The organism is Roseateles depolymerans (assembly GCF_003387155.1).
GTDB lineage: Bacteria > Pseudomonadota > Gammaproteobacteria > Burkholderiales > Burkholderiaceae_C > Roseateles > Roseateles depolymerans.
The window spans coordinates 275,092-298,525 of record NZ_QUMT01000001.1; the positions used below are offsets into that span (position 1 = coordinate 275,092).

The following is a 23,434-nucleotide window of genomic DNA, read 5'->3' on the forward strand; positions in this document are numbered from 1 at the left end:
AGCCGCACGGACGTCACAGCAGCCCTCACAGCAGCCCTGAGCGCTTGACCTGGTGATATCGGTTCACCAGCGTCGCCGCCAGGGCCTGCGGCTCCACGTCCACCGACAGCCGATCGCGCTCCACCACGCGGGCAAAGGCGTCCTGCCGGGCCTGCGAGAGCATGTGGGCGCTGGCCACCGTCACCGCATCCTCGGTGCTGTGGATCGGCTGCTCCTGCATCACGCCCAGGGCGGTTTCCCGCAGGCTGGCCAGCAGCACCAGATGCCGGCGCCGCAGCAGCGCCAGCGCCGGACGCAGTTCCGGCGCGTCCTCGTCGCGGAAGTTGGTCAGCACGATGATCAGCGAGCGGCGGCGCAGCCGCTTGGACATGTCCTCGGCCGCCGCCAGGTAGTCGGAGTGGTGATGCCCCGGCTGCAGGTCGTGCATCTTGTTCATCAGCGCATTGAGTGTGCCCATGCCCTTGCGCGGTGCGCAATCGCGGCGGTCGGTCTCGGCGGTGCCGAAGGTCATCGCGCCCACCTCGTCCCCTTCCTGCAGGGCGACATAAGCCAGCAGCATCATTGCGTCCAGCGCATCGTCGAAGTGGCTGGTGCCGCGCTGACCGTCCGACCCTTCGTCGGCCCGCATCCGGCGACCGCAGTCCAGCAGGAACATCACGCACTGGTCCCGCTCGTCCTGATACTCCCGCACCACCGGCTTGCGGTGCCGCATCGAGGCTTTCACGTCCAGGTGGCGCAGCGGATCTCCGCGGCGGTATTCCGCCAGTTGCCGGAAGTCCGTGCCCTGGCCCCGCTGCACGAAGTTCTTGATGCCCATCTGCGCCAGCCGGCGATCGCCAGACAGCCACGCATACCGCGCCAGCGCGGCAAAGTTGGGATAGACCCGCAGCCGCTGGGCATCGCCCACCGTCTGGCGGACCTCGAAGAGACCGGCCCGCGTGCGCCACAGCAGTTGCGTGCGGCCGATGGTGGCAATGCCGCGCTGCCGCGCGATGACCCGAAAGCGCAGCGGCGTGCGGGTCTGCGGGTCCACCGTGAGGGACAGGGGCAGCCCTTCGAAGTCGAACAGCGGGTCGAGTTCATCGAACACCTGCAGCTGCCAGGCCAGCGGTCCGTCGTTCACCACGTCCAGTCGCAGCTCGGTCGAGGCATTGATGGCAAAGGCGGCCGGCAGGCGGCGCTCCACCCGTGGACCGGCCTGCGCCCACAGCCGCAGGCTGCGCCACAGGTCCGCGGCCGCCAGGGCGGCCAGCAGGGCCAGCAGGCCCAGCCCCGCAGGACCGGCCAGGGCCACCGGCACGCCCGCGGCCAGCACGGCCGTGAAGGCCAGGCACAGGCCCAGCAGCACCCACACGGCCATGCGGGTGGGCAGGATGACGCGGCGCACGGTGTTCATCAGAGGCGCGGCGCCTCCACGCTCTGCAGCGCGGCCTGAAGCAGCTCATCCATGTCGCGGCCTTCGATCTGCGCATCCGGCGCCATGGTGACGCGATGGCGCAGCACGGCCAGCGCCTGGCGGGCGATGTCGTCGGGCGTGATGAAGTCGCGGCCGTTGATCAGCGCCACTGCGCGGGCCGCACGGACCAGCGCCACGCTGGCGCGCGGACCGGCGCCGAATTCCAGGCCCGGCCAGTTGCGCGTGGCCCGCACCACTCGCACGGCGTAGTCGATGACCTTGGTGTCGGCATGCACCAGGCCAGCCAGGCGCTGCAGTTCCTGCACCTGCACGTCGTCCAGCACCGGCTGCACCGCATCCAGCGGCAGTTCGTGGCCGGCGCGGCCGGTGGTCACCAGTTCCACCACCGCGGTTTCTTCCGCATGGGTGGGGTAGCCGATCAGGATCTTCAGCAGGAACCGGTCGAGCTGCGCTTCCGGCAGCGGATAGGTGCCTTCCGTGTCCACCGGATTCTGGGTGGCCATCACCATGAAGGGCCGCGGCAACGCCAGCGTCTGGCCTTCCAGGGTGGCCTGGAATTCCTGCATCACTTCCAGCAGCGCGCTCTGGGTCTTGGCCGGTGCGCGGTTGATTTCATCGGCCAGCAGCAGATTGGTGAAGACCGGGCCCTTGCGCACCCGCAGCCGCCCCAGGCCGCCGCCGGTGTCGTCCAGCACGCTGTGGCCGATGACGTCGGCCGGCATCAGGTCCGGCGTGAACTGCAGCCGCGCATATTGCAGCCGCACCGCTTGCGCCAGCGCCCGGGCCAGCAGCGTCTTGCCCAGGCCCGGCACCCCTTCCACCAGCACGTGACCGGAGGCCACCACGGCGACGAGCAACTGCTCCACCACGGCGGTCTGGCCCACCACGGCCTTGCTGATTTCCTGACGCAGCGCATGCAGCCATTGCGTTGCCAGCTTGAGCTCTTCGGGCTTGATCATTGAGGAGGTCTTTCTTGTTGATGGGTCTGGAGACGGCGGCGCGCCTGTTCAAGAATCTGCAGCCGCGCCGGCAGCTCCGCACGGGTGCAGAACTTGGCGGACAGTGCCGCCAGCAGGTCGTGTTCGGAAACGCCCGTGGCCTGCGCGATGCGACGCGCTCGCTCGGGCAGCGGGTGGCGGGCGTAGTCGACCAGCCGCCGGGCGGCCGTGCTTTCCAGCGCACGCTGCTGCGCCAGCATCAGCGCTTCGCTGCCGTGGCGGTAGAGATAGTGGCCCATGCCGCGCACCTGCTCGGCGATGGAGCGGCGCAGGCGCGGAGGCACCGGCAGGCCGGGACCGAAACGCACGGCGCGACGCCACAGCGCAGCCGCCAGCGCGAGGGCGCCCAGCACCACCGCGATCCAGCCTTGATGCCACAGCCACGGCATCAGCGCTTCCCGTTTCTCGTTCAGGAAGAACCAGACGGTGGCGCCGGGTTCGACTTGCAGGGCCGAGGTCAGCAGCACGGCATGGTCACAGTCCAGCAACTGGGTGTCCATGAAGGCGCGCGGGGCGACGTTGAGCACCGTCACCGTGCCTTGGCCCATGTCCACTCGCAGGCCCTGGGTGCCCGGTGCCTGGTGCACCGCCCAGCTCGCGCGGCGGTTGCCGACGATCTTCACCCGCAGGTTGGGCTGGAACAGGCTGCATTGGTTCCAGGCGGACAGCCTGATCATGTCGGAGGCAGCGGCCTGCGATGCCGCCGTCGCCGGGGCGGCTGCGCTGGCGGCCGTCGCGACACCCACGGGCGGGCGTGCGGAGGGCGCAGGCGGCGTGGTTGCAGCGTCCTCTTCGTCGGCCTCGTCTTCATCGGTGGCGCTGTCGTCGTCACAGTCCTCGTCGCATTCCTCGTCGTCTTCCGGCGCGGCTTGGCCCCGCTGGGCCGACGGGACGCTCGGCGCGGCAGCGGGTACGGGGGGAGCGGCCGCACGGGAACCGCTGCGCGGCACTTCATTGACGAACTCGTTCTTGATCGGCACCCATTCATCCAGCGGCGTCTCACGCCAGGTCGATGCCGTCAACAGGACCAGATGACCGCCGTGCTCCACCCAATTGCGCAGTTTCTCGGCGCGGTTCGGGACCACGGACCAGTCGTCCGACAGCATGACCAGCCGGGCCGTCGGCGGCGGCAGCTGTTCCAGCGTGTCCCGATGCTCCGCCGTCGCGCCCAGCTGGCGCAGCAGCTGCTCGGCGACATAGACGGGATTGGTCTTGGCTTCGCCGTGCGCGCCGCGCCAGATGCTGCGTTCGGCCCATTCGGTGTTCTGGGTCAGCCACAAGGCCCCCAGCGCGATCACGATCACAGCCACCAGCCACAAGGCGCGTTCGCGGTTCATGCGGCAGCTCCTTCGCCCAGGTGGGCATCAAAGCCGGCGCAGAGCTGCTCGAAGTCCAGCGGATCCAGGTCTCGACCGGCGTAGGCCACGGTCTGCCAGCCTCCCACCAACCGCGACAGGAACTGGTGGGCGGACGGCGCCAGGCGTGGCTCGGACAGGCTGAGACAGTCGCTTTCGGTGCTGGCGGCACGGATCGGCACCGCATGCACATGCACCAGCCGCGACAACGCGCCGCGATACAGCAGCGACAGGGCCGCCCGCGCTTGACCCTGCTGCCACAGATCGCGGGCGGCGGCGCCAATGCTGTCGGGCAGGCTTTCGGGGCGGATGTCCAGCGAGCCGACATGGGTGGGGGCGACAGCGGCCACCACCGGCGCACCGCCGCGCAGCTTCAGCCACTCGCGCAGCCGCAGCAGCACCCAGACGAACAGCGCGGCGCCGACCAGCCACATGGCGATCCGCAGGCCGGTGCCCAGGTTTTTGATCAGCTCCACCCACCACTCGGCCATCGAGGATTTGGCCGGCTCGTCCTTCTTGCGGGCGTTGTCGTCCTTGAATCGAAGGTAGCGGGTCTTCTCCTGGCCCCCCAGCAGCGGGTCCGCAGCCACGGCCGAGGCGGCGGCTTGCACCTGGCTGGCGGCTACGGGCTTCGGCGTCAGCATCACCACACGGCTTCCGGACTTCTGCGCGGGTTCGCCGTCGCCCGCGTCCGCGGCGTGGGCCTGGGGACTCGGCAGCACCGCCACCGTCATCAGCATCAGGGCGAGCATCAGCGGCAGGACCCGCAGACTTGCAAAACCCTCACGCAAACGCACGGCGGAACTCCTGTTCAACGTCCCACGCCTCCAGCGCCACGCGCCGGTTCAGGTACATCGCAAAACCGGCGGCCACGTAGAAGGGCTCCAGGAACAGCACGACGGCGGTGTAGATGCCGGCCGTCAGCAGGTCCTTGATCACCGCGCGGCCTTCTTCGTTGCCCAGATGCAGCAGCCAATCCATCACCTGGTTGCGGCTGTCCTCCGGGGCCATCCACCACACCAGGCCCAGCAGGCCATAGAGCAGCACGGCCTCGGCATGGGCAAAGGCCACCTGCAAGGCGGTGGCGGCGCCGCGGTTGTCCTTGAGCATCAACGTCGTGCGCTTGCGCCGCCGGCTGCCGGTCTGGCCTTCCAGTTGCTCGATCGGCTGGGTGTAGGCGCGCCAGGGCGAGAAACGTCGCCACAGCAGCGTGCGAAAGAACTGGCCCCCCCACACCATACGGCGGGCGGCCCACAGGTCCGACCAGTGGGTGGCCTGGCCGAACACCGCGCGCGACAGCACGAACAGCAAGGTGCGGTCCATCCAGGGCTTGAGCCAGAAGATCAGGAACACCGGCAGCCAGTCGGCCACCTCCACGGCGCACATCGCCAGGAGGGCCACCGCCAGCAGCACCGGCGCAAAACAGCGCCAAAGCGACCTTGCATGGTGTCGCACCAGCGCCAGGCCCAGGTCGCATGCTTCGTAAGGGCTGCGCGGACGCAGCATGACCGCCAGACCTTCAACCCGCACGATGCATTCCCCGTCCCATCAATCCCAACCACAGCACCACCAGCAGCCAGCACAGTCCGGCCACCAGGAACTTCACCCACGGCTCCACCCAGGCCGCCGAGGACCAGAAGGCTTCGAATCCGGCCGCCACCAGCAGCAGGAAGAAGGCTGCGTAGATGATCGGAATCGACTCTCGCGCGGCGACCTTCAGGGCCTCCAGCCGGCTGCGCCGACCCGGCGAGAGCCAGCTCAGCCCGATGCGCAGGCCCGCAGCCCCGGACAGCACGATGCCGGTCAGCTCGAAGGCCGAGTGAGTGGCCACGAAGGGCCAGAAGTTGTGGCCCAGGCCGTCGCGCTGCAGGTAACCGGCCACGGTGCCGATCTGCAGGCCGTTGAACAGCAGCACGAAGGCGCTGCCCACGCCGGCCAGGATGCCGGCGCCGAAGCAACGAAGTCCGATGCCGATGTTGTTGAAGATGTAGTAGCCGAACATCTGCCAGTCGGTGCTGGCTTCGCGCAGGCGGCCCACGGCGGAACTGCCGTCCGCGTACATGGAGGACATCCGTCGCAGCTGCTGGGCGTCCATCACCCGCAGCGCGAAGTCCGGCGTCAGCCAGGCCATCAGGAAGCTGATGACCAGCGGCACGGTGAACAGCAGGAAGGCCAGCAGCACATAGCGGCGCTGGTCGCGGACTGTCTGCGGCAGCTTGACGCGCAGCAGATGGCCCAGCGCGGCCAGGCCATAGTCCTGCCGGCGATAGAGGATGCGGTGCGCGTCTTGCGCCAACGATTCCAGCCGCGCCATCAGATGGATGGGATACGCACGGGACTGCGCCAGCGCCAGGTGCTCACAGACGCGCCGGTAGCGGGAGGCCAGCAGGGCGCCGTCCACCGGCTTGCCGGCCTCGGCCACCTTCAACTGCTCGGCCAGAGCGTCCCACATGCCGCCATAGTCGGCCTCGAAACGGATCGGGGTCATCAGCGCTTTCCCATCAACCACTGGGCGACGCCCAGCAGGCGCTCGGACGGGCTGCGAGGCGCTTCATCCGGGGCCGGTGCCGGCAGCACGGAGGTGGCCAGCAGGGCCAGTTCCTCGAAGCGCTGCGGTGTCAGGCGCCGGGCACGACCGGCCCAGGCGCGGATGGCGGCCTGTTCCTGCGGGTTCAGCGGCCGGGCAGGTGCCAGGCTGGGGGCTTGGGGCGGCACGTCATGCAGCACGACCGGGGCCGCATAGACCACGAGGGTGCCGGCCGCCAGGTCCCCCAGACGCTTGCACTCGCGGTTCAGCAGCAGGGTGATGATGCCGAAGGCATACCCCAGCGGCAGGAAATCGGCCGCGCGCAGCAGGTTGCGGGTGACGGACGCCGCGGGCGTGATCGGCAGGCCGGTGTCCATCACCACCCGCAGGCCGAAGATCCGTTTGCCGGGCGTGGCGGCGGCGCGGCCCAGCTCGAAGAAGATGGGGTAGATCCACTCGACCGCGAACATGGCGATGAGCAGCAGCCCGATGCCCATGCGGCCCAGCGGCGCCAGCGCGAGCGCCAGGCCGGCATCGATCAGCAGGCGGATCAGCAGGTCCACCAGGAAGGCCATGCTGCGCGAGACCAGTCCGGCCGGGCGCAGCGACAGCACGATGCCCTCCGGCGTCTCGACCGGCGCGAGCGTGTCGACCCGCAGGTCGGAGACGGCAACGGTCACGCTCAGGCTTTGATGACTTTCGTATCAGCGATGGTGTCGTGCAGACACTGGCGCGAGCTGCGGAAAATCAGCAGCGAATCGATGATGCCGTAGAGGGAAGAGAGGACGAAGCTGATGGAGGTCAGGTAGCCCACGCCGTAGCGCAGGCCCAGCAGGCGGGCAGCACTGGCCGGGCTGCCGTCTGTGCGCACGATGCGGATGCCGCAAAGCATCTTGCCCAGGGTCTGGCTGCGTTGCACCAGGCACCATCCTTGCACCACCAGGAACAGCGGGTAGCCGACGAGCAGTGCGCCCACGTTCAGGGCGAAGAAGCTTTCGTCCTTCGGGGTCAGCAGGGCATTGACGACCGGCACATTGGTCAACGCCCAGGCCAGCGCGGCCAGGATGAGGCCATCCACAATGGCCGCCAGCAGGCGCGTTCCGCGGTCCGCCAGGACCGGGTCGTTGGTTCCCGTCACGTCTTCGACGTGCGCTTGCGGTGCCGCAAATCGTTGGTCTGCACTTCCCGACATCTCAACTCCCTCGAATGTTTGTTGGGGCGCATTCTGTCAGTGAAGGCAGGCGCCCGCCATGGGTGAAGATGCGCAAAACGCTCACCACTCCGGGGGATTGAGCAGCGCTCTTTCATAGGCGCTGTTGATGGGTTTGTGCAGGAAGTCACGAATGGCAGGGCCCGCGCGTGGGTCACCGGCGGCCCATCGTGCGGGCGCCTCGTCCGCTGGCGAAGGCTCGCCATGCAGGGGCTCTTGCACAATGTCGGCTCCCAACCGAGAGACCGCCATATGCCGACCTTGCGCGTAGAACTTTTTGAAGGCCGCACGCCGGAACAGAAGGCCGAATTGGCCAAGGAACTCACCGCCGCCTGTGTGCGGGTGCTGGGCGGCAGTCCGGATGCGGTGGATGTGCTGTTCTTCGATGTCGCTCGCCAAAATTGGGCCACCGGGGGGGTGCTTTGGAGCGATAAGCAGAAATGATGGATCCCGCCGGGAGGCGGGATCCATGCAAACGGGCGCCCTGCGGGCGGGCCGGGGCCTGTTTGCTCCATGTCCTCCGTCGCCTTCGGCTCCTCCCCCTTGACTTCCGCAAACAGGCCCCGGCCCGCCCGCAGGGCGCCCGTTTGCATGGATGAGCATCTAACGGAGAGCCTGCCCCGGCTTAGGGCTTGGCCTTCAGGTCGAAACGGTCCAGGTTCATGACCTTGGTCCAGGCCGCAACGAAGTCAGTGACGAACTGCGATTCGCCGTCGCTCGAGGCGTAGACCTCCGACAAGGCACGCAGTTGCGCATTTGAGCCGAACACCAGGTCAGCCAATGTCGCGGTCCAGCGCACTTCCTGAGTCTTGCGGTCGCGGCCTTCGAACACACCGGCCTGAGACTCGGACTTCTGCCAGGCGGTGCGCATGTCCAGCAGATTCCTGAAGAAGTCCGGCGTCAGCTGGCCCGGGCGCTGGGTGAAGACGCCCAGTGAGGATCCGCCGTAGTTGGCGCCCAGCACGCGCAGGCCGCCCACCAGCACGGTCATCTCCGGCGCCGTCAGCGTCAGCAGCGCCGCCCGGTCGATGAGGGCGGTCGCCGCGCTCGGCGTGGGTCCGACGCGGAAGTAGTTGCGGAAGCCGTCCGCGGCCGGTTCCAGCACCTTGAAGGAGTTGACGTCGGTCTGCTCCAGCAAGGCGTCCATGCGACCCGGCGTGAATGGCACCGTGACCGGGTGTCCGGCATTGCGTGCCGCCGCTTCCACCGCGGCCGAGCCGCCCAGCACGATCAGGTCGGCCAGCGAGATCTTCTTGCCGCCGCTTTGCGCTGCATTGAACTGCTTCTGGATCTCGGTGAGCGTGGACAGCACCTTGGCCACCTCGGCCGGCTCGTTCACTTCCCAATCCTTTTGCGGCGCGAAGCGGATGCGAGCGCCGTTGGCGCCGCCACGCAGGTCGGTGCCACGGAAGGTGGAGGCGGAAGCCCAGGCGGTCTTGATCAGCTGCTGCGGCGACAGGCCGGAGGACAGCAGAGTCTTCTTCAGCGCGGCGATGTCGGCGTCGTTCACCAGCGCGTGATCGACCGGGGGGATGGGGTCCTGCCAGACCAGGTCTTCCTTGGGCACCAGCGGGCCCAGGTAGCGGGTCTTCGGGCCCATGTCGCGGTGGGTCAGCTTGAACCAGGCACGGGCAAAGGCGTCGGCGAACAGGGCCGGGTCGGCCATGAAGCGGCGGGAGATCTTTTCATAGACCGGGTCCACCCGCATCGCCATGTCAGCCGTGGTCATCATCGGCGCGTGACGCTTGCCAGGGATGTGGGCATCGGGCACGGCGTCCGCCCCGGCGCCGTTCTTCGGCCGCCATTGATGGGCCCCGGCCGGGCTCTTCGTCAGTTCCCATTCATAGCCAAACAGGGTCTCGAAGTAGCTGTTGTCCCACTGGATCGGCGTGGGAGTCCAGGCGCCTTCAATGCCGCTGGTGATCGTGTGGGCTCCGATGCCGCTCTCGTACTTGCTCTTCCAGCCCAGGCCCAGTTCTTCGATGTTGGCGCCTTCCGGTTCGGCGCCCACGTGATGGGCCTCGCCAGCGCCGTGCGCCTTGCCGAAGGTGTGGCCGCCGGCGGTCAGGGCCACGGTCTCTTCGTCATCCATGGCCATGCGGGCAAAGGTCTCGCGGATGTCGCGGGCGGAGGCGGCCGGGTCGGGGCGACCATTCGGGCCTTCCGGATTCACGTAGATCAGGCCCATCTGCACGGCCGCCAGCGGATTGGCCAGTTCGCGGTCGCCGCTGTAGCGTTCGTCGCCCAGCCAGGTGGACTCGGGGCCCCAGTCGATCGGTTGCGGTTCCCAGATGTCTTCCCGGCCACCGGCAAAACCGAAGGTCTTGAAGCCCATCGATTCCAGGGCCACGTTGCCGGCCAGGATCATCAGGTCGGCCCAGGACAGCTTGCGGCCGTACTTCTGCTTGATCGGCCACAGCAGGCGCCGGGCTTTGTCCAGGTTGCCGTTGTCCGGCCAGCTGTTGAGCGGGGCGAAGCGTTGCTCACCGGAACGGGCGCCGCCGCGACCATCGAAGATGCGGTAGGTGCCGGCGGAGTGCCAGGCCATGCGGATGAAGAAGGGGCCGTAGTGGCCGTAGTCGGCCGGCCACCAGTCCTGGGAGTCCGTCATCAGGGCGTGCAGGTCCTGGATGACCGCGTTCAAGTCCAGGGTCTGGAACTCCCGGCGGTAGTCGAAGTCCTCCACCATCGGGTCGGAGAGTTCGGAATGCTGGTGCAGGAGCGCCAGGTTGAGCGCGTCCGGCCACCAGTTGCTGTTGGTGCGGGGCGTCTTGGGCTTGTCGTGCGCAACGGGGCACTTGGCTTCAGTGGTCATCGGGCTTCTCCTCGGTGAGTGGCGGGCTCAGCATCCCGCACATCGGTGACACATCAGTGATGCAGGCGAGGGGGCAGGTTACGACGACGAACTTGCGTTGTGACCACAACAGTTTCAATGGCGGCGATAGCGACAGGGGTTAGCCGACAAAGACGCGAAACGGCTCATCGGATGAGCCGTAAATCTCGATATTCGGCTCATGATGTGAGCCGAATATTCAAGGAATCGGCTCATTTCTTGAGCCGATTCGGCTAATATGCGGCTCATGTACATCTGGCAGCGGCCTGACTGGCCGAGTTTTCGCTTTGACAGCACCGCGGCGCTTCCCGAACTGGCTGAGGCACATCGGGCGCTGGGCGAACTGGAAGGCCAAGCCCATGCCATCGGCATGGATGCTGCCAACCAGGTGACGCTGGATGCTTTCTCCAAGGAAGTGGTGGCCACTGCCGCCATTGAAGGGGAAGCGCTGGCCGCCGAGGTCGTCCGGTCCTCCGTCATGCGGCGCCTGGGGCTCTCGGACGAAGGCGTGGCCGACCGGCATGTGGACGGCCTGGTGGACATCGTCAACGACGCGGTGACCGCCCTCGACCAGCCCCTGGATGAAGATCGTCTTTGCCGCTGGCAATCGGCCTTGTTCCCGGGAGGCACGTCCGGCATCGTGCGCATTGCCGTGGGGCGCTATCGCGACCATGAGGACCCGATGCAGATCGTCAGTGGCCAGCCCGGTCGGGAGGTCGTGCACTATCAGGCCCCGCCGTCCCACGCCGTGCGGGCGGAAATGGAACGTTTCCTGGCCTGGTTCGCCGACACGACGCCGTCCAGGCTGCTTACGTCTGATCGGGTGGCCACGCCGCTGGATGGACTGGCCCGTGCCGCCATCGCGCATCTCTGGTTTGAAAGCATCCATCCGTTCGAGGACGGCAATGGCCGGCTGGGCCGTGCAGTGATGGATCTGGCGCTGGCCCAGCACCAGGGCGGCTCCGTGCGGCTCTACAGCCTGTCGGGGCAGTTGCTCGCGTCCCGCAAGGCGTATTACGACCAGCTCAACCAGGCCCAGCGCGGCGATCTGGATGTGACGGCCTGGATCCGGTGGCTGGTGCAGCAGTTCGCGGCGGCCTGTCGGCACGCCACCGGCGTCATCCGAAGCGCCCTGGTCAAGCGCGCCTTCTGGGACCAGCATGCCCACCAGATGACGCAGGAGCGGCAGCGCAAGGTCGTCCAGCGTCTTCTGGACGACGGCGATGGCGGCTTCCAGGGCGGGCTCAATGCCGACAAATACATGAAGATGACAGGCACCTCCAAGGCGACCGCCACCCGGGACCTGATGGCGCTGGTGGCGGCGGGCGTGCTCCGGTCGTCGGGTGCAGGGCGCGCCGTTCGCTACTACGTGAACGTGCCGGGCTGGACGCACGGCATCGATCAGTCCTCCACCGCGCCGCCCGCCGACAGCTCGGCCCAGTCCAGTTCCTGAATCAGCACCCGGTAGGCGTGGTCGCCGATCACGTCCTGCTCCCGCAGCTCGACCGCTTTCTGGCGCGCCACCTCGATCGCCTGGCGGCGCAGCGGGCCGCCGGGCACTTCCTCCAGGGGCGTCTCGCCCCGGTCCTTGGCATTCATGTCCACCACCGCCTGGTATTCCTTGCGCAGCAGGGCCGCCGGAAACGAGGTGTCGTTTTCAATCGAGGCCAGCAGCGCCTGGTAGATTTGGATGCGCCCGTTGCGGACCTCCTGCCCGACCGGGTCGTTGTCTTCCATGCGCAGCCAGCGGATCAGCGGCTTGAGGGTGAAGCCCTGCATCACCAGCGTGCCGAAGACGACGCCGAAGGCGCTGAGCAGAATCAGGTCGCGATACGGGAAGGGTGACCCATCCGGCAGGCGCTCCGGCACGGCAAAGGCCGCTGCCAGCGTGACGATGCCCCGCATGCCGGCCCAGGACAGCACCATGCCCCCGGCCCAGGCCGGATGCGTGCGAGCGCTGTCCGCCAGCGCGCCGTGCCGCGAGGTGAAGGCACTGTAGGTCATCACCCAGGCCACCCGGGCCGCGATGGTCACGCCCAGCACGACGGTGGCGAAGATCAGCGCCTCCTCATGGGTGCCGGAGGCGCCCAGCCGCTGCCAGATCGGTCGCAATTGCAATCCGATCAGCACAAAGGCAAAGGCATTGAGCACAAAGACCACGGTCTCCCACACCGCAAAGATGGGCACCCGCAGTCGAGCCGGAATGGTGGTGCCGCCGCCGCGCGAGCTGGTCATGGCAAAGGCCACCATGGTCAGGATGCCGGACAGCCCCAGCTTCTCCGCCACGATCCACACGCCGAAGGTGCAGCAGAACTGGATCACCAGCGCGGTCGGGGCATGGGCGCTGTGCCGGGTGAGTGGACGCAGCAAATAGCCGAACACCACACCGGCCACCACGCTGCCCACGACGGTCATCAGCAGGATGGGCGCCAGGGTGCCTGGACCCGGCATGCCGGCCATCACCGTCATCAGGGCCAGCCGGTAGATCAGCAGGGCGCTGGCATCGTTGAGCAGGCTTTCGCCCTCCAGGACATTGAGCACCTGGTAAGGCAGGCGCAGCTGCCGCATCACGGCCGTGGCGGCCGCCGCATCGGGCGGTGCCACGATGGCGCCCAGCACCACCGCCACGGGCCAGGGCATGTCGGGAATGAGCCAGCGGCTCACCACCGCCACCACCACCACGGTGGTCCCCACGGCCGCCAGCACCAGGCCCGCCACCGGCCGCCAGTTGGCCTTGAGGTCGCGCTTGGAGGCGTCGTAGGCAGTGTCCATCAGCACCGGCGCCACAAAGAGCGCCAGGGCCAGTTCAGGGTCCAGCGTCCAGGTCGGGCTGCCCGGCCAGAACGCCAGGGCCATGCCGCCCAGCGCCAGCAAGGCCGGTGCTGGCGCGCCGAGGCGCCGCGCCAGCATGGCCAGCAGCGCGGCCCCCAGGAGCAGGGCGATGATCCATTCGAAGGTGTGCATGAGCGCCGTTCGGAGCGGCCCGTGCGGGCCGCGTGCGCCTCTTGGGCAAGAGGGGTGCCGCCCCGTCATGAAGCAACGCCATAATCCGCCCGACTCCTGTTCGCCAAGCCTGTCGGAGGCTCTGGCTTCCGGGCCGCGGGGCATCCCCGTGGCATCGCATTGAGTGACGCATTCCGGCGCGAGATCCGCCTTGCGCTTCGCGCAACACAGAACTCGCAGGACCGGCTCGTTGGCAGACGGGAGTCACCTTTTTGGCGCGGCGGCAGTCCGAACCGGCCCGTCCCTGTTGACTTGCCCTCGACCGTCATGACTTCCTCGGCGTCCCTGACCTATCCCCGCTGGATTGCGCTGGCGCTGGCCCGCGCCTTCCAGACGGACGACGACGCGCCGGGCGGTCGCAGCCCCCAGGCGCTGCTGGGCCGGGGCATGGCCTGCGTCGGTGAGGAGCACCGGCGTTGGCTGCTGCCGCTGTGCCAGCACCTGGCGAGCTTGAGCGCACCCGTCTGGCTCGGCATGACGCCGCGCACCCTGGCCGAGCATCTGGATCAGCGTCCTGAATTCTTCGACGCTTGGGATCCCGCGGGTCCGCGCCTGCAGGTGCGTCGGCTGTTGCTGCGCCCGGCCCGCATGACGCCGCCGCCCTTTGCGCTGGAAGATCTGCCCCTGCCTGCCTGGCACACCGTGGCGGACCTGGCGGCCGGATTGGGGATCGACCTGTCGATGCTGGACGTGCTGGCCGGACCCGCACAGCGCTATCGGGAGGCGGAGGCACGGCCTCATCGTCCCCATGTGCAGGCCATTCGCCACTACCGCGCCGTGCTGGTGCCCAAGCGGCGGGGCGGCCTTCGTTTGATCGAGGCGCCGATGCCCGCGCTCAAGGCGGTGCAGCGACGTTTGCTGCGCAGCCTGCTGGACCTGGTGCCGGTGCATGAAGCCGCCCATGGGTTCGTCGCGGGACGCAATGTGGCCAGCCACGCCGGGCTGCATGCCGGGCAGGACTGGGTGTTCCGCTTTGACCTGCAGGACTTCTTTCCCGGCATCGGTGCGGCCCGCATCCGGGCCCTGTTCCGCACGCTCGGCATGGAGGAAGCGGTGGCCGAATACCTCACCACGCTCTGCACCGTTCGCACGCCGCGAGCGGTCCGGGAGCGTCTGCAGGATGACGGCGGCTTGACGTGGATCGACACCCGCCGGCTCGCCGCTCCCCACCTGCCGCAGGGCGCCCCCACCTCGCCCCAGCTCGCCAACCTCTGTGCCTTCCGGCTGGACCTTCGCCTGGACGGCCTGGCGGCGCGATTTGGCGCGCAGTACTCCCGCTATGCCGACGATCTGGTCTTCTCCGGCGCCGGCACACCGGCGCTGGATGCGGTCACCCTGCATGCCTGGGTGAAGGCCATCGTGGAAGAGGAGGGCTTTCGGCTGCGCCCGGACAAGACCCGCTTGATGCGCGCCGGCGGCCGGCAGACGGTGACAGGCCTGGTCGTGAACGAGACCCCGCACATCGCGCGCGCCGACTACGATCGCCTGCGCGCCGAGATGCATCGCCTCGGCCGCGAGCCCGCCGTGGACCTGTCGCTGCGGGCGCCCCTGCTGGGCCGGCTGGCCTGGGCGCGTCAGTTCGTGGCGCCTACCCGCGCAGCCAAGCTGCAGCGCCTCTTCGATGCCATTTCCTTCGTTCAGTAGACTCCCCGCATGATCACCGTTCACCACCTCAACAATTCCCGCTCGCAGCGGGTGCTGTGGCTGCTTGAAGAGCTGGGCCTGCCCTACGAAATCAAGCACTATCAGCGCGACCCGCAGACGATGCTGGCACCCCCCGAACTGCGAAGGGTGCACCCCCTGGGCAAGTCGCCGGTCATCACCGACGGCGAGCTGGTGATCGCCGAATCGGGCGCCATCCTGGAATACCTGGTGGACCGGTATGGCGAGGGACGCTTCAAGCCGGCTCCCGGCACCCCCGAGGCGCTGCGCTATCGCTACTGGATGCACTATGCCGAAGGCTCGGCCATGCCGCCGCTGCTGCTCAAGCTGGTCTTCGACCGCATAGAGTCCGGCCCGGTCCCGTTCTTCATCAAGCCGATTGCCAAGGCGATTGCGGGCAAGGCGAAGTCGTCGTTTGTGCTGCCGCAGATCGCCAACCACATGAACTATCTGGAGGCGGAGCTGGGCAAGAGCGAATGGTTTGCCGGAGCGTCGTTCACCGCGGCCGACGTGCAGATGAGCTTCCCGCTGGAAGCGGCGGCGGCGCGGGGCGGTGAAGCGGCGCGGCAGCCGCGCATCACGGAGTTTCTGGCACGCATCCATGCCCGGCCGGCCTACCAGCGTGCGCTGGAAAAAGGCGGACCTTACGCCTTGCTCGGCAAGTCCTGAGTGACAGAGGGCTGACGGGCGGTGCGCGGTTCCTATGAGCAGGCACGCGCGGATGGAGACTGACTACACTGCCGGGCCCTGCTGACCTCCCTGGTGCCCTGTTCCGGCGCCGCGCCCCATGCAAGCCCTGCTCGACCACATTGCCACCCTGGACCGACCGACTCAGGCGGTGCGCCTGTTCCACGGCCGTGGTGGCCGTTATCCCGGTCATGAGCAATGGGCCCTGGATGCCTTCCCGCCGGTGCTGCTGCTGACCAGTTTCGCGCCCGTGCCCGACGAGCAGTTGCAGACCCTGGATGCCGCCCTGCACCGCCGCTGGGCCGAGATCGCCCCGGGCGAACCGCTGAACTGGGTGTTCCAGCAGCGCGATGAATTCCGGGTGACCAACCGCCTGATGGCCGGCCAGGTGCCCGACCCGCATGAGGTGGACGAAGACGGCACCCGCTTTGGCGTGCATCTGCTGCATGGGCAGAACCACGGCTTCTTCCTGGACATGGCGCAAGGCCGCCGATGGGTGCGGCAGTGGGCCCAGTCACGTCCTGGCGGCAAGGTGCTCAACCTCTTTGCCTACACCTGTGCCTTCTCGGTGGTGGCCTTGCAGGCGGGAGCCTCGGAAGTGGTCAATGTGGACATGGCCTCCGGGGCGCTGTCCATCGGACGGCGCAATCATCAGCTCAATGGCGTGTCGCAGGGGGCCCAGTTCCTGGCGCACGACATCTTCAACTCCTGGGCCAAGATCCGCCGCGGCGGTCCCTACGACCTGGTCATCATGGACCCGCCCAGCTTCCAGAAAGGCAGCTTCGTGGCGACCAAGGACTATGCGCGCCTGATCCGGCGCCTGCCCGAGCTGGTGGCGCCGGAAGGGCAAGCCCTGGTGTGTCTGAACACGCCCAAGCTGGACACGCAGTTCCTGCGTGACCTCATCCGCACCGAGGCGCCGGACTTCGACGTCGTGGAGCGGCTGCCCAACCCTGCCGCCTTCGAGGATGTGGATCCGGAGCGGGCGCTGAAGGTGCTGGTGGTGCGACCCGCCGCCCCGCGCTCATAACATCGCCAGGCCCGTATCGCCGAAGCGGCTTTCGGGGAAGCCCTGCGCGGCCAGGGCGGTCAGCTCGGCCAGTTCCTCATAGGAGCGGGCCTTCTGCAGCACCGCCATCTGCCCCAGGGACGCCGCGGCCGCCTCGAGCTCTTCCGACACAAAACCGGTGGTCACCACGATCGGCAGCGACGGGTCGATCGCCCGCGCCGCCACCGCCAGCTCCGCACCGTTCATGTTGGGCATGTTGAAGTCGGTCACCAGCACCTGGAAGCGGCCGGGCGTGGACTGCATGGCCGCCAGGAACTCGTCCGGCGACGCAAAGGCCGTGACCGCAAAACCGGCCTTGAGAAGCAACTGCTCGACCATCATCAGCACGATCGGGTCGTCGTCCACATAGGCCACCGGCTCGCCATGACCGGGGCGCATCGCTTCCTGCAGGGCCTCGACCTTGACCGGCCCCTGGGATTCCACCACGGGCAGGTAGACCATGAAGCAGGTGCCGACGCCCGGTGTGGAGCGCACATCGATGGCGCCGCTGTGCGCGTCCACGATGCCGTGCAGCATGTGCAGGCCCAGGCCGGTGCCCTGGCCGCGCGGCTTGGTGGTGAAGAAGGGCTCGAACAGGCGCGCCTTGATGGCCTCGGTCATGCCCACGCCGTCGTCTTCCACGCACAGCTCCGCATATTGCGTGGGCGCCAGTTGCCCGATGGTGCAGACCCGCGGCGTATGCACAGTGACGCAGCGCAGCCGGATGTGGATGGTGCCCTGGCTGCCTTCCATCGCCTGCCAGGCATTGGTGCAGAGATTCAGCACCAACTGCTGCATCTCCGACGGACTGACGGTGGCCACGCAGGACTCGTCGCCCAGGTCCACCTGCAGCCGCACCGACGAGGGCAGGGTGGCCTTGAGCAGGTCCACCGCCTCGCGCACCAGCGGCTGCAGCGGCTGGCGACTGAATTCCTCGCCGCCGCCCCGCGCGAAGGCCAGGATGCGCTCGACCAGTTCCCGTGCCCGGGAACCGGCGCGGCGGATCTGGTCCATGTGCCCGCGCAGCGGCGAGCCGGCGGGGGCGTCATCGGCCACCATGCCGGCGTGACCCAGGATGGCGGCCAGGATGTTGTTGAAATCGTGGGCGATGCCGCCGGCCAGGGTGCCCAGGCTCTCCATCCGCTGGGCGCGCAGCAGCTTGTCTTCCAGCTGCTGGCGGGCGGCTTCATCGGCCTTGCGGCTGGTGATGTCGATCAGCAGGACGATGGCCCCGTCCTCGCAGGGGAAGGCGCGGAACTCGAACCACTTGTCCAGGCGTTCGATGTGGTCCTCGAAGGCGTAGGGCCGGCCCGCCAGCAGGGCAGGACGCGCTTCACCGTCCAGCCGCTGCAGGGCGCTGGCGGGGAAACACTCGTGATAGGGACGCCCCACCAGGGAATGGCGCGAACGCTGGGTGGCATGTTCAAAGGCGGTGTTGACGAACTCCACCATGCCGTCCGAGCGCAGCAGGATCAGCGCATCGGTGAGGTATTCGAGGGCGGCCAGCAGCTTGTCACTCAGCGGCCGCTCCCGGGCCAGCGAGACGCAGCGCGCCGTGGCGTCCAGATAGGTCTGCACCGTCTGCGTGGCGGTGTGGAAGGCGCGCATCTCGTCGCGGGTGAGCGTGCGGGGCTGCGCGGCCATGACCCGCAGCTGGGCCGAGGCATGTTCCCAGTCCACGTCCAGCGCGGCCAGCACTTCGCCTGCGGAGCCCTGACCGCGGGCCACCACCTGACCGTCCCACACCAGTTCGCAGGCCTGCGCACCGCAGGCCTGGGCCACGCTGTCCAGCAGCGCCGTGAGAACGCGTGGGTCGCCTGGAACGACGCGCGCAAGCATGCAGCCCCTTTCAAGAGGTCATTGGGAGAACAAAAGATGCCAAGAGACGCGAGTTCTACGCCGTACGCGGCGGAGCAATTCGCGGGCCCGCTGCCGCGAATCCGGGACAGCGGCGAACCGTGGAAATACCTAATAGCCGATTGTCCGTATCGCCGCCTTCCGGAATCCAGAAGGGTGTAAGCGGAGGTGACAAGGCTGTTCGTGAATCGGTCGGGTGTGCCGATTGAGAGAAGTGGCTCCACGAGAACGCTGCGGATGCCGAGTGTTGTCAGGCCATTCCGGTGGCGATGGCGCACTTATATCCAACCCGCTGCGACGGTGTGGTGCGTGCAGTGCCAAGCCTGTGCAAGCTGGACCACACGTCTGTGGTGCATGCGGCGCCTTGGCAGTGCAGACGGCGGCGTGTCACTGATTCATGCGCAGCAAGGCAGCGACAGGATCCAGCGCCGGACATCGCCGGGCATCGCCGGACAGAGGCTGTCAAATTTGGCGACACCCTGATCCGGCGACGGAGGCGCGCCACTGCGCGACCTCCGTGTCCCCTGGCCTTACTTGGTGGTGGTCGAACCGGGCTTGGGTGCCGGCTTCTTGGCGGCCGGCTTGGCGGCCGGCTTGGCTGCGGGCTTGGCCGCAGCCGCATCCGCTTCCTGCGACGCAGCGGTCGTGCCGCCCGACACGCCCAGTCGGCCGCCGGTGCCCAGGCCGCCCTTGACCTGCTGCGCCTTGTAGTTGCGCAGGGCCTTGACCATCTGGTTGAAGGAGTCGGCAAACGCCGCCGTCACCACCTTGCCGGCCGGGGTCTTGGCATAGGCGCCGCCGCCCACTGCGGTGTTGGCGAACAGGCCGCCGCCCAGCACGCCGAAGTCAAAGTTCTTGGCGGTGCCTTCAGCCGCGGAGATCTGCACGCCCGAGCGGTTGTCCACCAGCAGCAGCGTGGTGGAGGCTTCGTTCTGGTTGACACTGGCGGCCACGGCCGTGATCAGGCCGATGGCGCCGGTCCCGATGCCGCCACCGCCACCACCGGTCTTGCCGGAGAACTGGACTTCGGGGCTCAGCGTGTAGTCGGCCGCCACGATCTGGCCCTGGCCGAAGTTGCTGCCGGCACGGGTTTCGCCCGACTGCATCAGGGCGCGTTCACGTTCCATGTTGGCGAAGGCCTTGCCGCGTTCCACCACCACGAAGCAGTTGCTCTGCTGGACCATCAGCCGGATGACCGGCAGGGTCGAGCCCAGTTGACGCTCACGCATCTGCGACCACCACGGTGCGGCCGGATCTTCGTACAGGGCCAGGGTGCCCAGGGATTCGTCGCAGTGTTCCAGCTTGGAGTTCTGGTTTTCGGCGGTGGAGCCCCCGGCAGCGCCGGAGACGGTGCCCTTGTTCTCGCCCATGGTCGGCGCGGTGGCCAGGCAGCCGGCCAGCAGCAGCGGCGAGAGCAGGAGAGCGGGCGTCAGGACCGACCGGGCCAGGGGAGCAAGGACTGCGGACATAGGATTCCTCCAGAGGGGTTCTTCAGGGAACAGGGAACAGAGAACAGGCGAAAGGACGGCGGGGGCAGCCCAGGGGCCACCGCGCCGAGGGATCAGTGAGGGTGGGAAACGGCGTCAGGGCGCTGGCGTGGCGGGCGCAATGCCGTAATAACCACCGACCGGCTGGCCATGCGGATTGCCGATCCAGATGCTGGTGCCGAAGACGTCTGCGCAGCCGCCCCAGGCGATTTCGGTGCCTTTGGGCTCCTTGCTGCCGGTCTGGGTGTAGAGCGTCACGGTGCTGTCGGACGGGCCGATCGTGTAGCAGACCCGGGCCCAGACGGCACGCGGCGCATCGGTCAGGACCGACGCCGCCGACTCGGTGATGCCGTCCGACGCCTTCACCACCCACTTGGTGCCGCGATTGGGCCCCGGGTTGTAGCTGAAGACGTAAGGCACCTGGGCCAGCACGCCGCAGGACACCGCGGTCAGCGCCGCCGCCCACCAGACTCGCAAGGGAATACACATGGTCTTCTTGCCCGAATTGCTTTTAGTTGCAAAGAAGTTTAGGGACGCACCACAAAAAAGCATTAGGACGAAGGTCACATTGCGGGGGATGGCGGACCCTGGGGTGTGGCGGCGCTGCGACGACGGTTTCATCAAGTTTTGTGACCGTTTCGGCATCGGCGGGTCCGGAGTCGGGGTAAACCACGGGCTGTCGCTGGATCCGTCCGGCATGCGCCCGTGCGGCGATGGCGTCGGCTTGCAGGCAGGGTGGGGTGACCTCAGTTAAGGGTCCTTGCACGGATCGCCCCCGTCTTTTCCCTCCATTCCGAGAATTCCATGTCAAGTCTGTTTTCCCCTTTCACCCTGAAGAGCGTCACCTTGCGCAACCGCATTGCCGTGCCGCCGATGTGCCAATACAGCGCCGACAACGGCTTGATCAATGACTGGCACCGCGCCCATTACGCCGGCCTGGCGCGTGGCGGGTCGGGACTGGTGATCGTGGAAGCCACCGGCGTCCTGCCGGAAGGTCGCATCACGCCGGGATGCGTGGGCCTGTGGAGCGACGAGCACGCCCAGGGTCTCGCGGAGATCGCGGCCTCCATCAAGGCGGCCGGTGCCGTGGCCGGCATCCAGATCGCGCATGCCGGGCGCAAGGCCAGCGCCAACCGTCCCTGGGAGGGCGACGACCATATTCCCGCTGGCGACCCCCGGGCCTGGACCCCGATGGCGCCGTCCGCCGTGGCCTTCGGCAAGCATCTGCCGCGGGTGCCGCAGGCGATGACGGTGGAAGACATCCAGCGCGTGCAGGACGCCTTCGTGGCCGCGGCCCGCCGCGCGCGCGACGCCGGTTTCCAGTGGCTGGAACTGCACTTCGCGCACGGCTATCTGGCGCAGAGTTTCTTCTCGGTGCATGCCAACCAGCGCACGGACGCCTACGGCGGCAGCGCCGCCAACCGCGGCCGCTTCCTGCTGGAAACGCTCAAGGCGGTACGCCAGGTGTGGCCGGAGTCGCTGCCGCTGACGGCGCGTTTCGGCGTCATCGAATTTGACGGCCGTGATGAAGAGACGCTGGCCGAAGCCATCGGGCTGACGCGCCAGATGCGAGACGAAGGGCTGGACCTGCTCAACGTCAGCGTGGGCTTCTCCACGCCGGATGCGCAGATCCCCTGGGGCCCGGCCTTCCTCGGGCCGATCGCGGAGCGGGTGCGTCGTGAAGCCGGTCTGCCGGTGGCCTCGTCGTGGGGCATCGACACGCCCGAGCTGGCCGAGCATGCCGTCTCGTCAGGCCAGATGGACCTGGTGATGGTGGGACGCGCCCAGCTGGCCAATCCGCACTGGCCGTATCACACGGCCATGAAGCTGCAGCAGGACCGTCCGGCCTGGGTGCTGCCCGCGCCTTATGCCCATTGGCTGGAGCGCTATAAGTCCGCGTCCGCCTGAGGCCAGTCGGCACGGCAGCGCGGTCAGCAGGGCCGGTGATGTCGTGAAGATCAGTAGGTGATGGTCACCGTCACCGTGTCGCTGTAGTCGCCCGGCACCGCCTGCGCCACCGAGGGCAGGCGGCCATAGATGGTCAGCTGCTGGGTGTTGCCGCTGCCGGTGCCGGTGTAGACGCTGCTGTTGGTGCCATTGCCCCAGACCTGGCTGCGCGCCGCATCCAGATACAGCTGGTAGGCCAGGCTGTGGGTGCCGCTTTTCATGGCACGCGACCCGAAGGCATTGAGCCCGCCGGCATTGGCGCCGGCGCTCAGTGCGACGCTGTAAGGCGTGGTGCGGGTGCAGGTGACCGCCAGCGTGGTGCTGGCATCGATGGCGCCGGTGGTCTGCAGCGGGTCAATGGCGGTGCCGAAGTTGAGCGTGTTGCCGGAGACATTGCAGGCCACCACGATGGTCGCGCCCACTTCCAGGCTGCCGCTGGCAGTGCTGGGGGCTGCCAGTGCCGGGAGGCACAGGAGGGGGGCGGCGCACAGGGCGGCTGTCAGTCGTGAAGCGGTTGTCAGGAGTCGGAGCACGGGGTTCATGAGAAGGAAGAAGCGGGCTTCTGTCCTGACACCCAGACCTGGGCTGCGAGGCACGTTGAATTGATAAAAAGGATTGGAACGCAAACGTACAGGCGAAGCCATGCCCAATGTCACGGATCGGCCACCCCCAACCGGGGGACAAGCGGGGAATCGACCGACCCGTGTCAAAGTTTGCTGCACTGCGGTGTCAGGCATTGCCGTACAGCGGTTGTCTCCCTGATGAAACGCCGCTGACCCGCAAGCGGCTTGCATTTCAGCGCTGCCGCTTTTAGCCTGCACCTGGACACATCAAGGACGGGCCCATGAGCCCGACCATTTGCCTATGCGTTGGCTCAGTCCTGCATTCAAGGGTATGGCGCTGACGGCGGTTGCGCTGGGTGCCACTGTCATGGCGCACGAGGCGAACGCCGGCACGGTGAACAGCTCGCTCGGATCCTCGGTGCTGGTGACCAGTGCCTGCACGGTCTCCGGCAGCACCCTCAATTTCGGCAATGCCTTGAATCCGGTCAATGCGGGCGCGGTGGACGCCACGTCCACCCTGACTGTGCAATGCACGGCGACCACGCCCTACACCCTGTCGCTCAATGCTGGCGTCAATGCCGGCAGTGCCACGAATTTCGCGGGTCGACTGCTCAAGAGCGGCAGTTACACCCTGCCTTATCAGCTGTATGTGGACAGCGGGCGCAGTTCCGTGTGGGGCAATGGCACCGCAAGCGCCACCTACAGCGGTCTGGGCACCGGCAACACGCAGAGCGTGACCATCTACGGACGCCTGCCCTCGCTCACCGGCATGGCCCCGGGGGTCTATACCGACACGGTCACGGTGACGATCAGTTATTGAGGCCCGCGGTCCCCACCGCG

Annotated in this window: 21 protein-coding genes; 7 read left to right on the top strand and 14 right to left on the bottom strand. The window is 67.8% G+C overall.

Features of this window, described 5'->3' with window-relative positions:
* Positions 1-25 precede the first annotated feature (25 nt).
* Genes DES44_RS01110 through DES44_RS01145 form a run of 8 tightly spaced genes read right to left on the bottom strand, consistent with a single transcriptional unit; the run spans position 26 to position 7,435 of the window.
* Positions 26-1,396: a DUF58 domain-containing protein gene (locus DES44_RS01110; RefSeq protein WP_232309846.1), complete on the bottom strand. Its 1,371-nt coding sequence runs from the start codon at positions 1,394-1,396 to the stop codon at positions 26-28.
* Positions 1,396-2,376: an AAA family ATPase gene (locus DES44_RS01115; protein WP_058936584.1), complete on the bottom strand. Its 981-nt coding sequence runs from the start codon at positions 2,374-2,376 to the stop codon at positions 1,396-1,398. Before DES44_RS01115 ends, DES44_RS01110 begins: the two co-directional genes overlap by 1 nt.
* Positions 2,373-3,752: a DUF4350 domain-containing protein gene (locus DES44_RS01120; protein ID WP_058936583.1), complete on the bottom strand. Its 1,380-nt coding sequence runs from the start codon at positions 3,750-3,752 to the stop codon at positions 2,373-2,375. The genes DES44_RS01115 and DES44_RS01120 overlap by 4 nt, the downstream gene beginning before the upstream one ends.
* Positions 3,749-4,567: a DUF4129 domain-containing protein gene (locus tag DES44_RS01125; RefSeq protein ID WP_147306910.1), complete on the bottom strand. Its 819-nt coding sequence runs from the start codon at positions 4,565-4,567 to the stop codon at positions 3,749-3,751. The genes DES44_RS01120 and DES44_RS01125 overlap by 4 nt, the downstream gene beginning before the upstream one ends.
* Positions 4,554-5,300 (bottom strand): hypothetical protein, encoded by a 747-nt coding sequence (locus DES44_RS01130; RefSeq protein ID WP_058936581.1) that lies wholly within the window; start codon positions 5,298-5,300, stop codon positions 4,554-4,556. The genes DES44_RS01125 and DES44_RS01130 overlap by 14 nt, the downstream gene beginning before the upstream one ends.
* Positions 5,290-6,258: a stage II sporulation protein M gene (locus DES44_RS01135; protein ID WP_058936580.1), complete on the bottom strand. Its 969-nt coding sequence runs from the start codon at positions 6,256-6,258 to the stop codon at positions 5,290-5,292. Before DES44_RS01135 ends, DES44_RS01130 begins: the two co-directional genes overlap by 11 nt.
* Positions 6,258-6,977: an RDD family protein gene (locus DES44_RS01140; RefSeq protein WP_232309845.1), complete on the bottom strand. Its 720-nt coding sequence runs from the start codon at positions 6,975-6,977 to the stop codon at positions 6,258-6,260. The genes DES44_RS01135 and DES44_RS01140 overlap by 1 nt, the downstream gene beginning before the upstream one ends.
* Positions 6,978-6,979: 2 nt before the next feature.
* Complete coding sequence (locus tag DES44_RS01145) at positions 6,980-7,435, bottom strand: RDD family protein (protein WP_211326916.1); 456 nt, start codon at positions 7,433-7,435, stop codon at positions 6,980-6,982.
* Positions 7,436-7,759: 324 nt separating this feature from the next.
* Here DES44_RS01145 and DES44_RS01155 point away from each other — a divergent pair, with 324 nt between their 5' ends.
* Entirely contained in the window at positions 7,760-7,951 is a 192-nt protein-coding gene (locus DES44_RS01155) for a 4-oxalocrotonate tautomerase (protein ID WP_058936578.1), read from the top strand.
* A gap of 181 nt (positions 7,952-8,132) precedes the next feature.
* On the opposite strand, the gene katG is transcribed toward DES44_RS01155, so the two are convergent.
* Complete coding sequence (gene katG / locus DES44_RS01160) at positions 8,133-10,322, bottom strand: catalase/peroxidase HPI (RefSeq protein ID WP_058936577.1); 2,190 nt, start codon at positions 10,320-10,322, stop codon at positions 8,133-8,135.
* Between the two features lie 265 nt (positions 10,323-10,587).
* Here katG and DES44_RS01165 point away from each other — a divergent pair, with 265 nt between their 5' ends.
* Positions 10,588-11,793 (top strand): Fic family protein, encoded by a 1,206-nt coding sequence (locus tag DES44_RS01165; protein ID WP_232309844.1) that lies wholly within the window; start codon positions 10,588-10,590, stop codon positions 11,791-11,793.
* Here the strand turns inward: DES44_RS01165 and DES44_RS01170 are convergent.
* Positions 11,742-13,304 (bottom strand): cation:proton antiporter, encoded by a 1,563-nt coding sequence (locus DES44_RS01170; protein WP_058936575.1) that lies wholly within the window; start codon positions 13,302-13,304, stop codon positions 11,742-11,744. The two genes, DES44_RS01165 and DES44_RS01170, sit on opposite strands and share 52 nt — an antisense overlap.
* Positions 13,305-13,610: 306 nt before the next feature.
* Here DES44_RS01170 and DES44_RS01175 point away from each other — a divergent pair, with 306 nt between their 5' ends.
* The 3 genes from DES44_RS01175 (at position 13,611) to DES44_RS01185 (ending at position 16,722) form a co-directional block, all read left to right on the top strand.
* Entirely contained in the window at positions 13,611-14,987 is a 1,377-nt protein-coding gene (locus DES44_RS01175; RefSeq protein WP_058936574.1) for a reverse transcriptase family protein, read from the top strand.
* Between the two features lie 9 nt (positions 14,988-14,996).
* Entirely contained in the window at positions 14,997-15,674 is a 678-nt protein-coding gene (locus DES44_RS01180) for a glutathione S-transferase family protein (RefSeq protein WP_058936573.1), read from the top strand.
* A gap of 118 nt (positions 15,675-15,792) precedes the next feature.
* Positions 15,793-16,722, top strand: coding sequence for a class I SAM-dependent methyltransferase (locus tag DES44_RS01185; protein ID WP_058936572.1), 930 nt, complete (start codon positions 15,793-15,795; stop codon positions 16,720-16,722).
* Here DES44_RS01185 and DES44_RS01190 read toward each other — a convergent pair.
* The 3 genes from DES44_RS01190 to DES44_RS01200 form a co-directional block, all read right to left on the bottom strand.
* Positions 16,717-18,579 (bottom strand): hybrid sensor histidine kinase/response regulator, encoded by a 1,863-nt coding sequence (locus tag DES44_RS01190; RefSeq protein WP_058936571.1) that lies wholly within the window; start codon positions 18,577-18,579, stop codon positions 16,717-16,719. The genes DES44_RS01185 and DES44_RS01190 overlap by 6 nt on opposite strands.
* A 548-nt stretch (positions 18,580-19,127) precedes the next feature.
* Positions 19,128-20,066: a CsgG/HfaB family protein gene (locus DES44_RS01195; RefSeq protein ID WP_058936570.1), complete on the bottom strand. Its 939-nt coding sequence runs from the start codon at positions 20,064-20,066 to the stop codon at positions 19,128-19,130.
* A gap of 114 nt (positions 20,067-20,180) precedes the next feature.
* Positions 20,181-20,573, bottom strand: a complete 393-nt coding sequence (locus DES44_RS01200; RefSeq protein ID WP_147306911.1) for a hypothetical protein — start codon at positions 20,571-20,573, stop codon at positions 20,181-20,183.
* A 315-nt stretch (positions 20,574-20,888) separates the two neighbouring features.
* Here DES44_RS01200 and DES44_RS01210 point away from each other — a divergent pair, with 315 nt between their 5' ends.
* Positions 20,889-21,992, top strand: coding sequence for an NADH:flavin oxidoreductase/NADH oxidase (locus DES44_RS01210; protein WP_058936567.1), 1,104 nt, complete (start codon positions 20,889-20,891; stop codon positions 21,990-21,992).
* 50 nt (positions 21,993-22,042) lie between these two features.
* On the opposite strand, the gene DES44_RS01215 is transcribed toward DES44_RS01210, so the two are convergent.
* Entirely contained in the window at positions 22,043-22,564 is a 522-nt protein-coding gene (locus tag DES44_RS01215) for a Csu type fimbrial protein (protein ID WP_211326917.1), read from the bottom strand.
* A gap of 331 nt (positions 22,565-22,895) precedes the next feature.
* On the opposite strand from DES44_RS01215, the gene DES44_RS01220 reads away from it, so the two are divergent.
* Positions 22,896-23,414, top strand: a complete 519-nt coding sequence (locus DES44_RS01220) for a Csu type fimbrial protein (protein WP_083525852.1) — start codon at positions 22,896-22,898, stop codon at positions 23,412-23,414.
* The last annotated feature ends 20 nt before the right edge of the window (positions 23,415-23,434 follow it).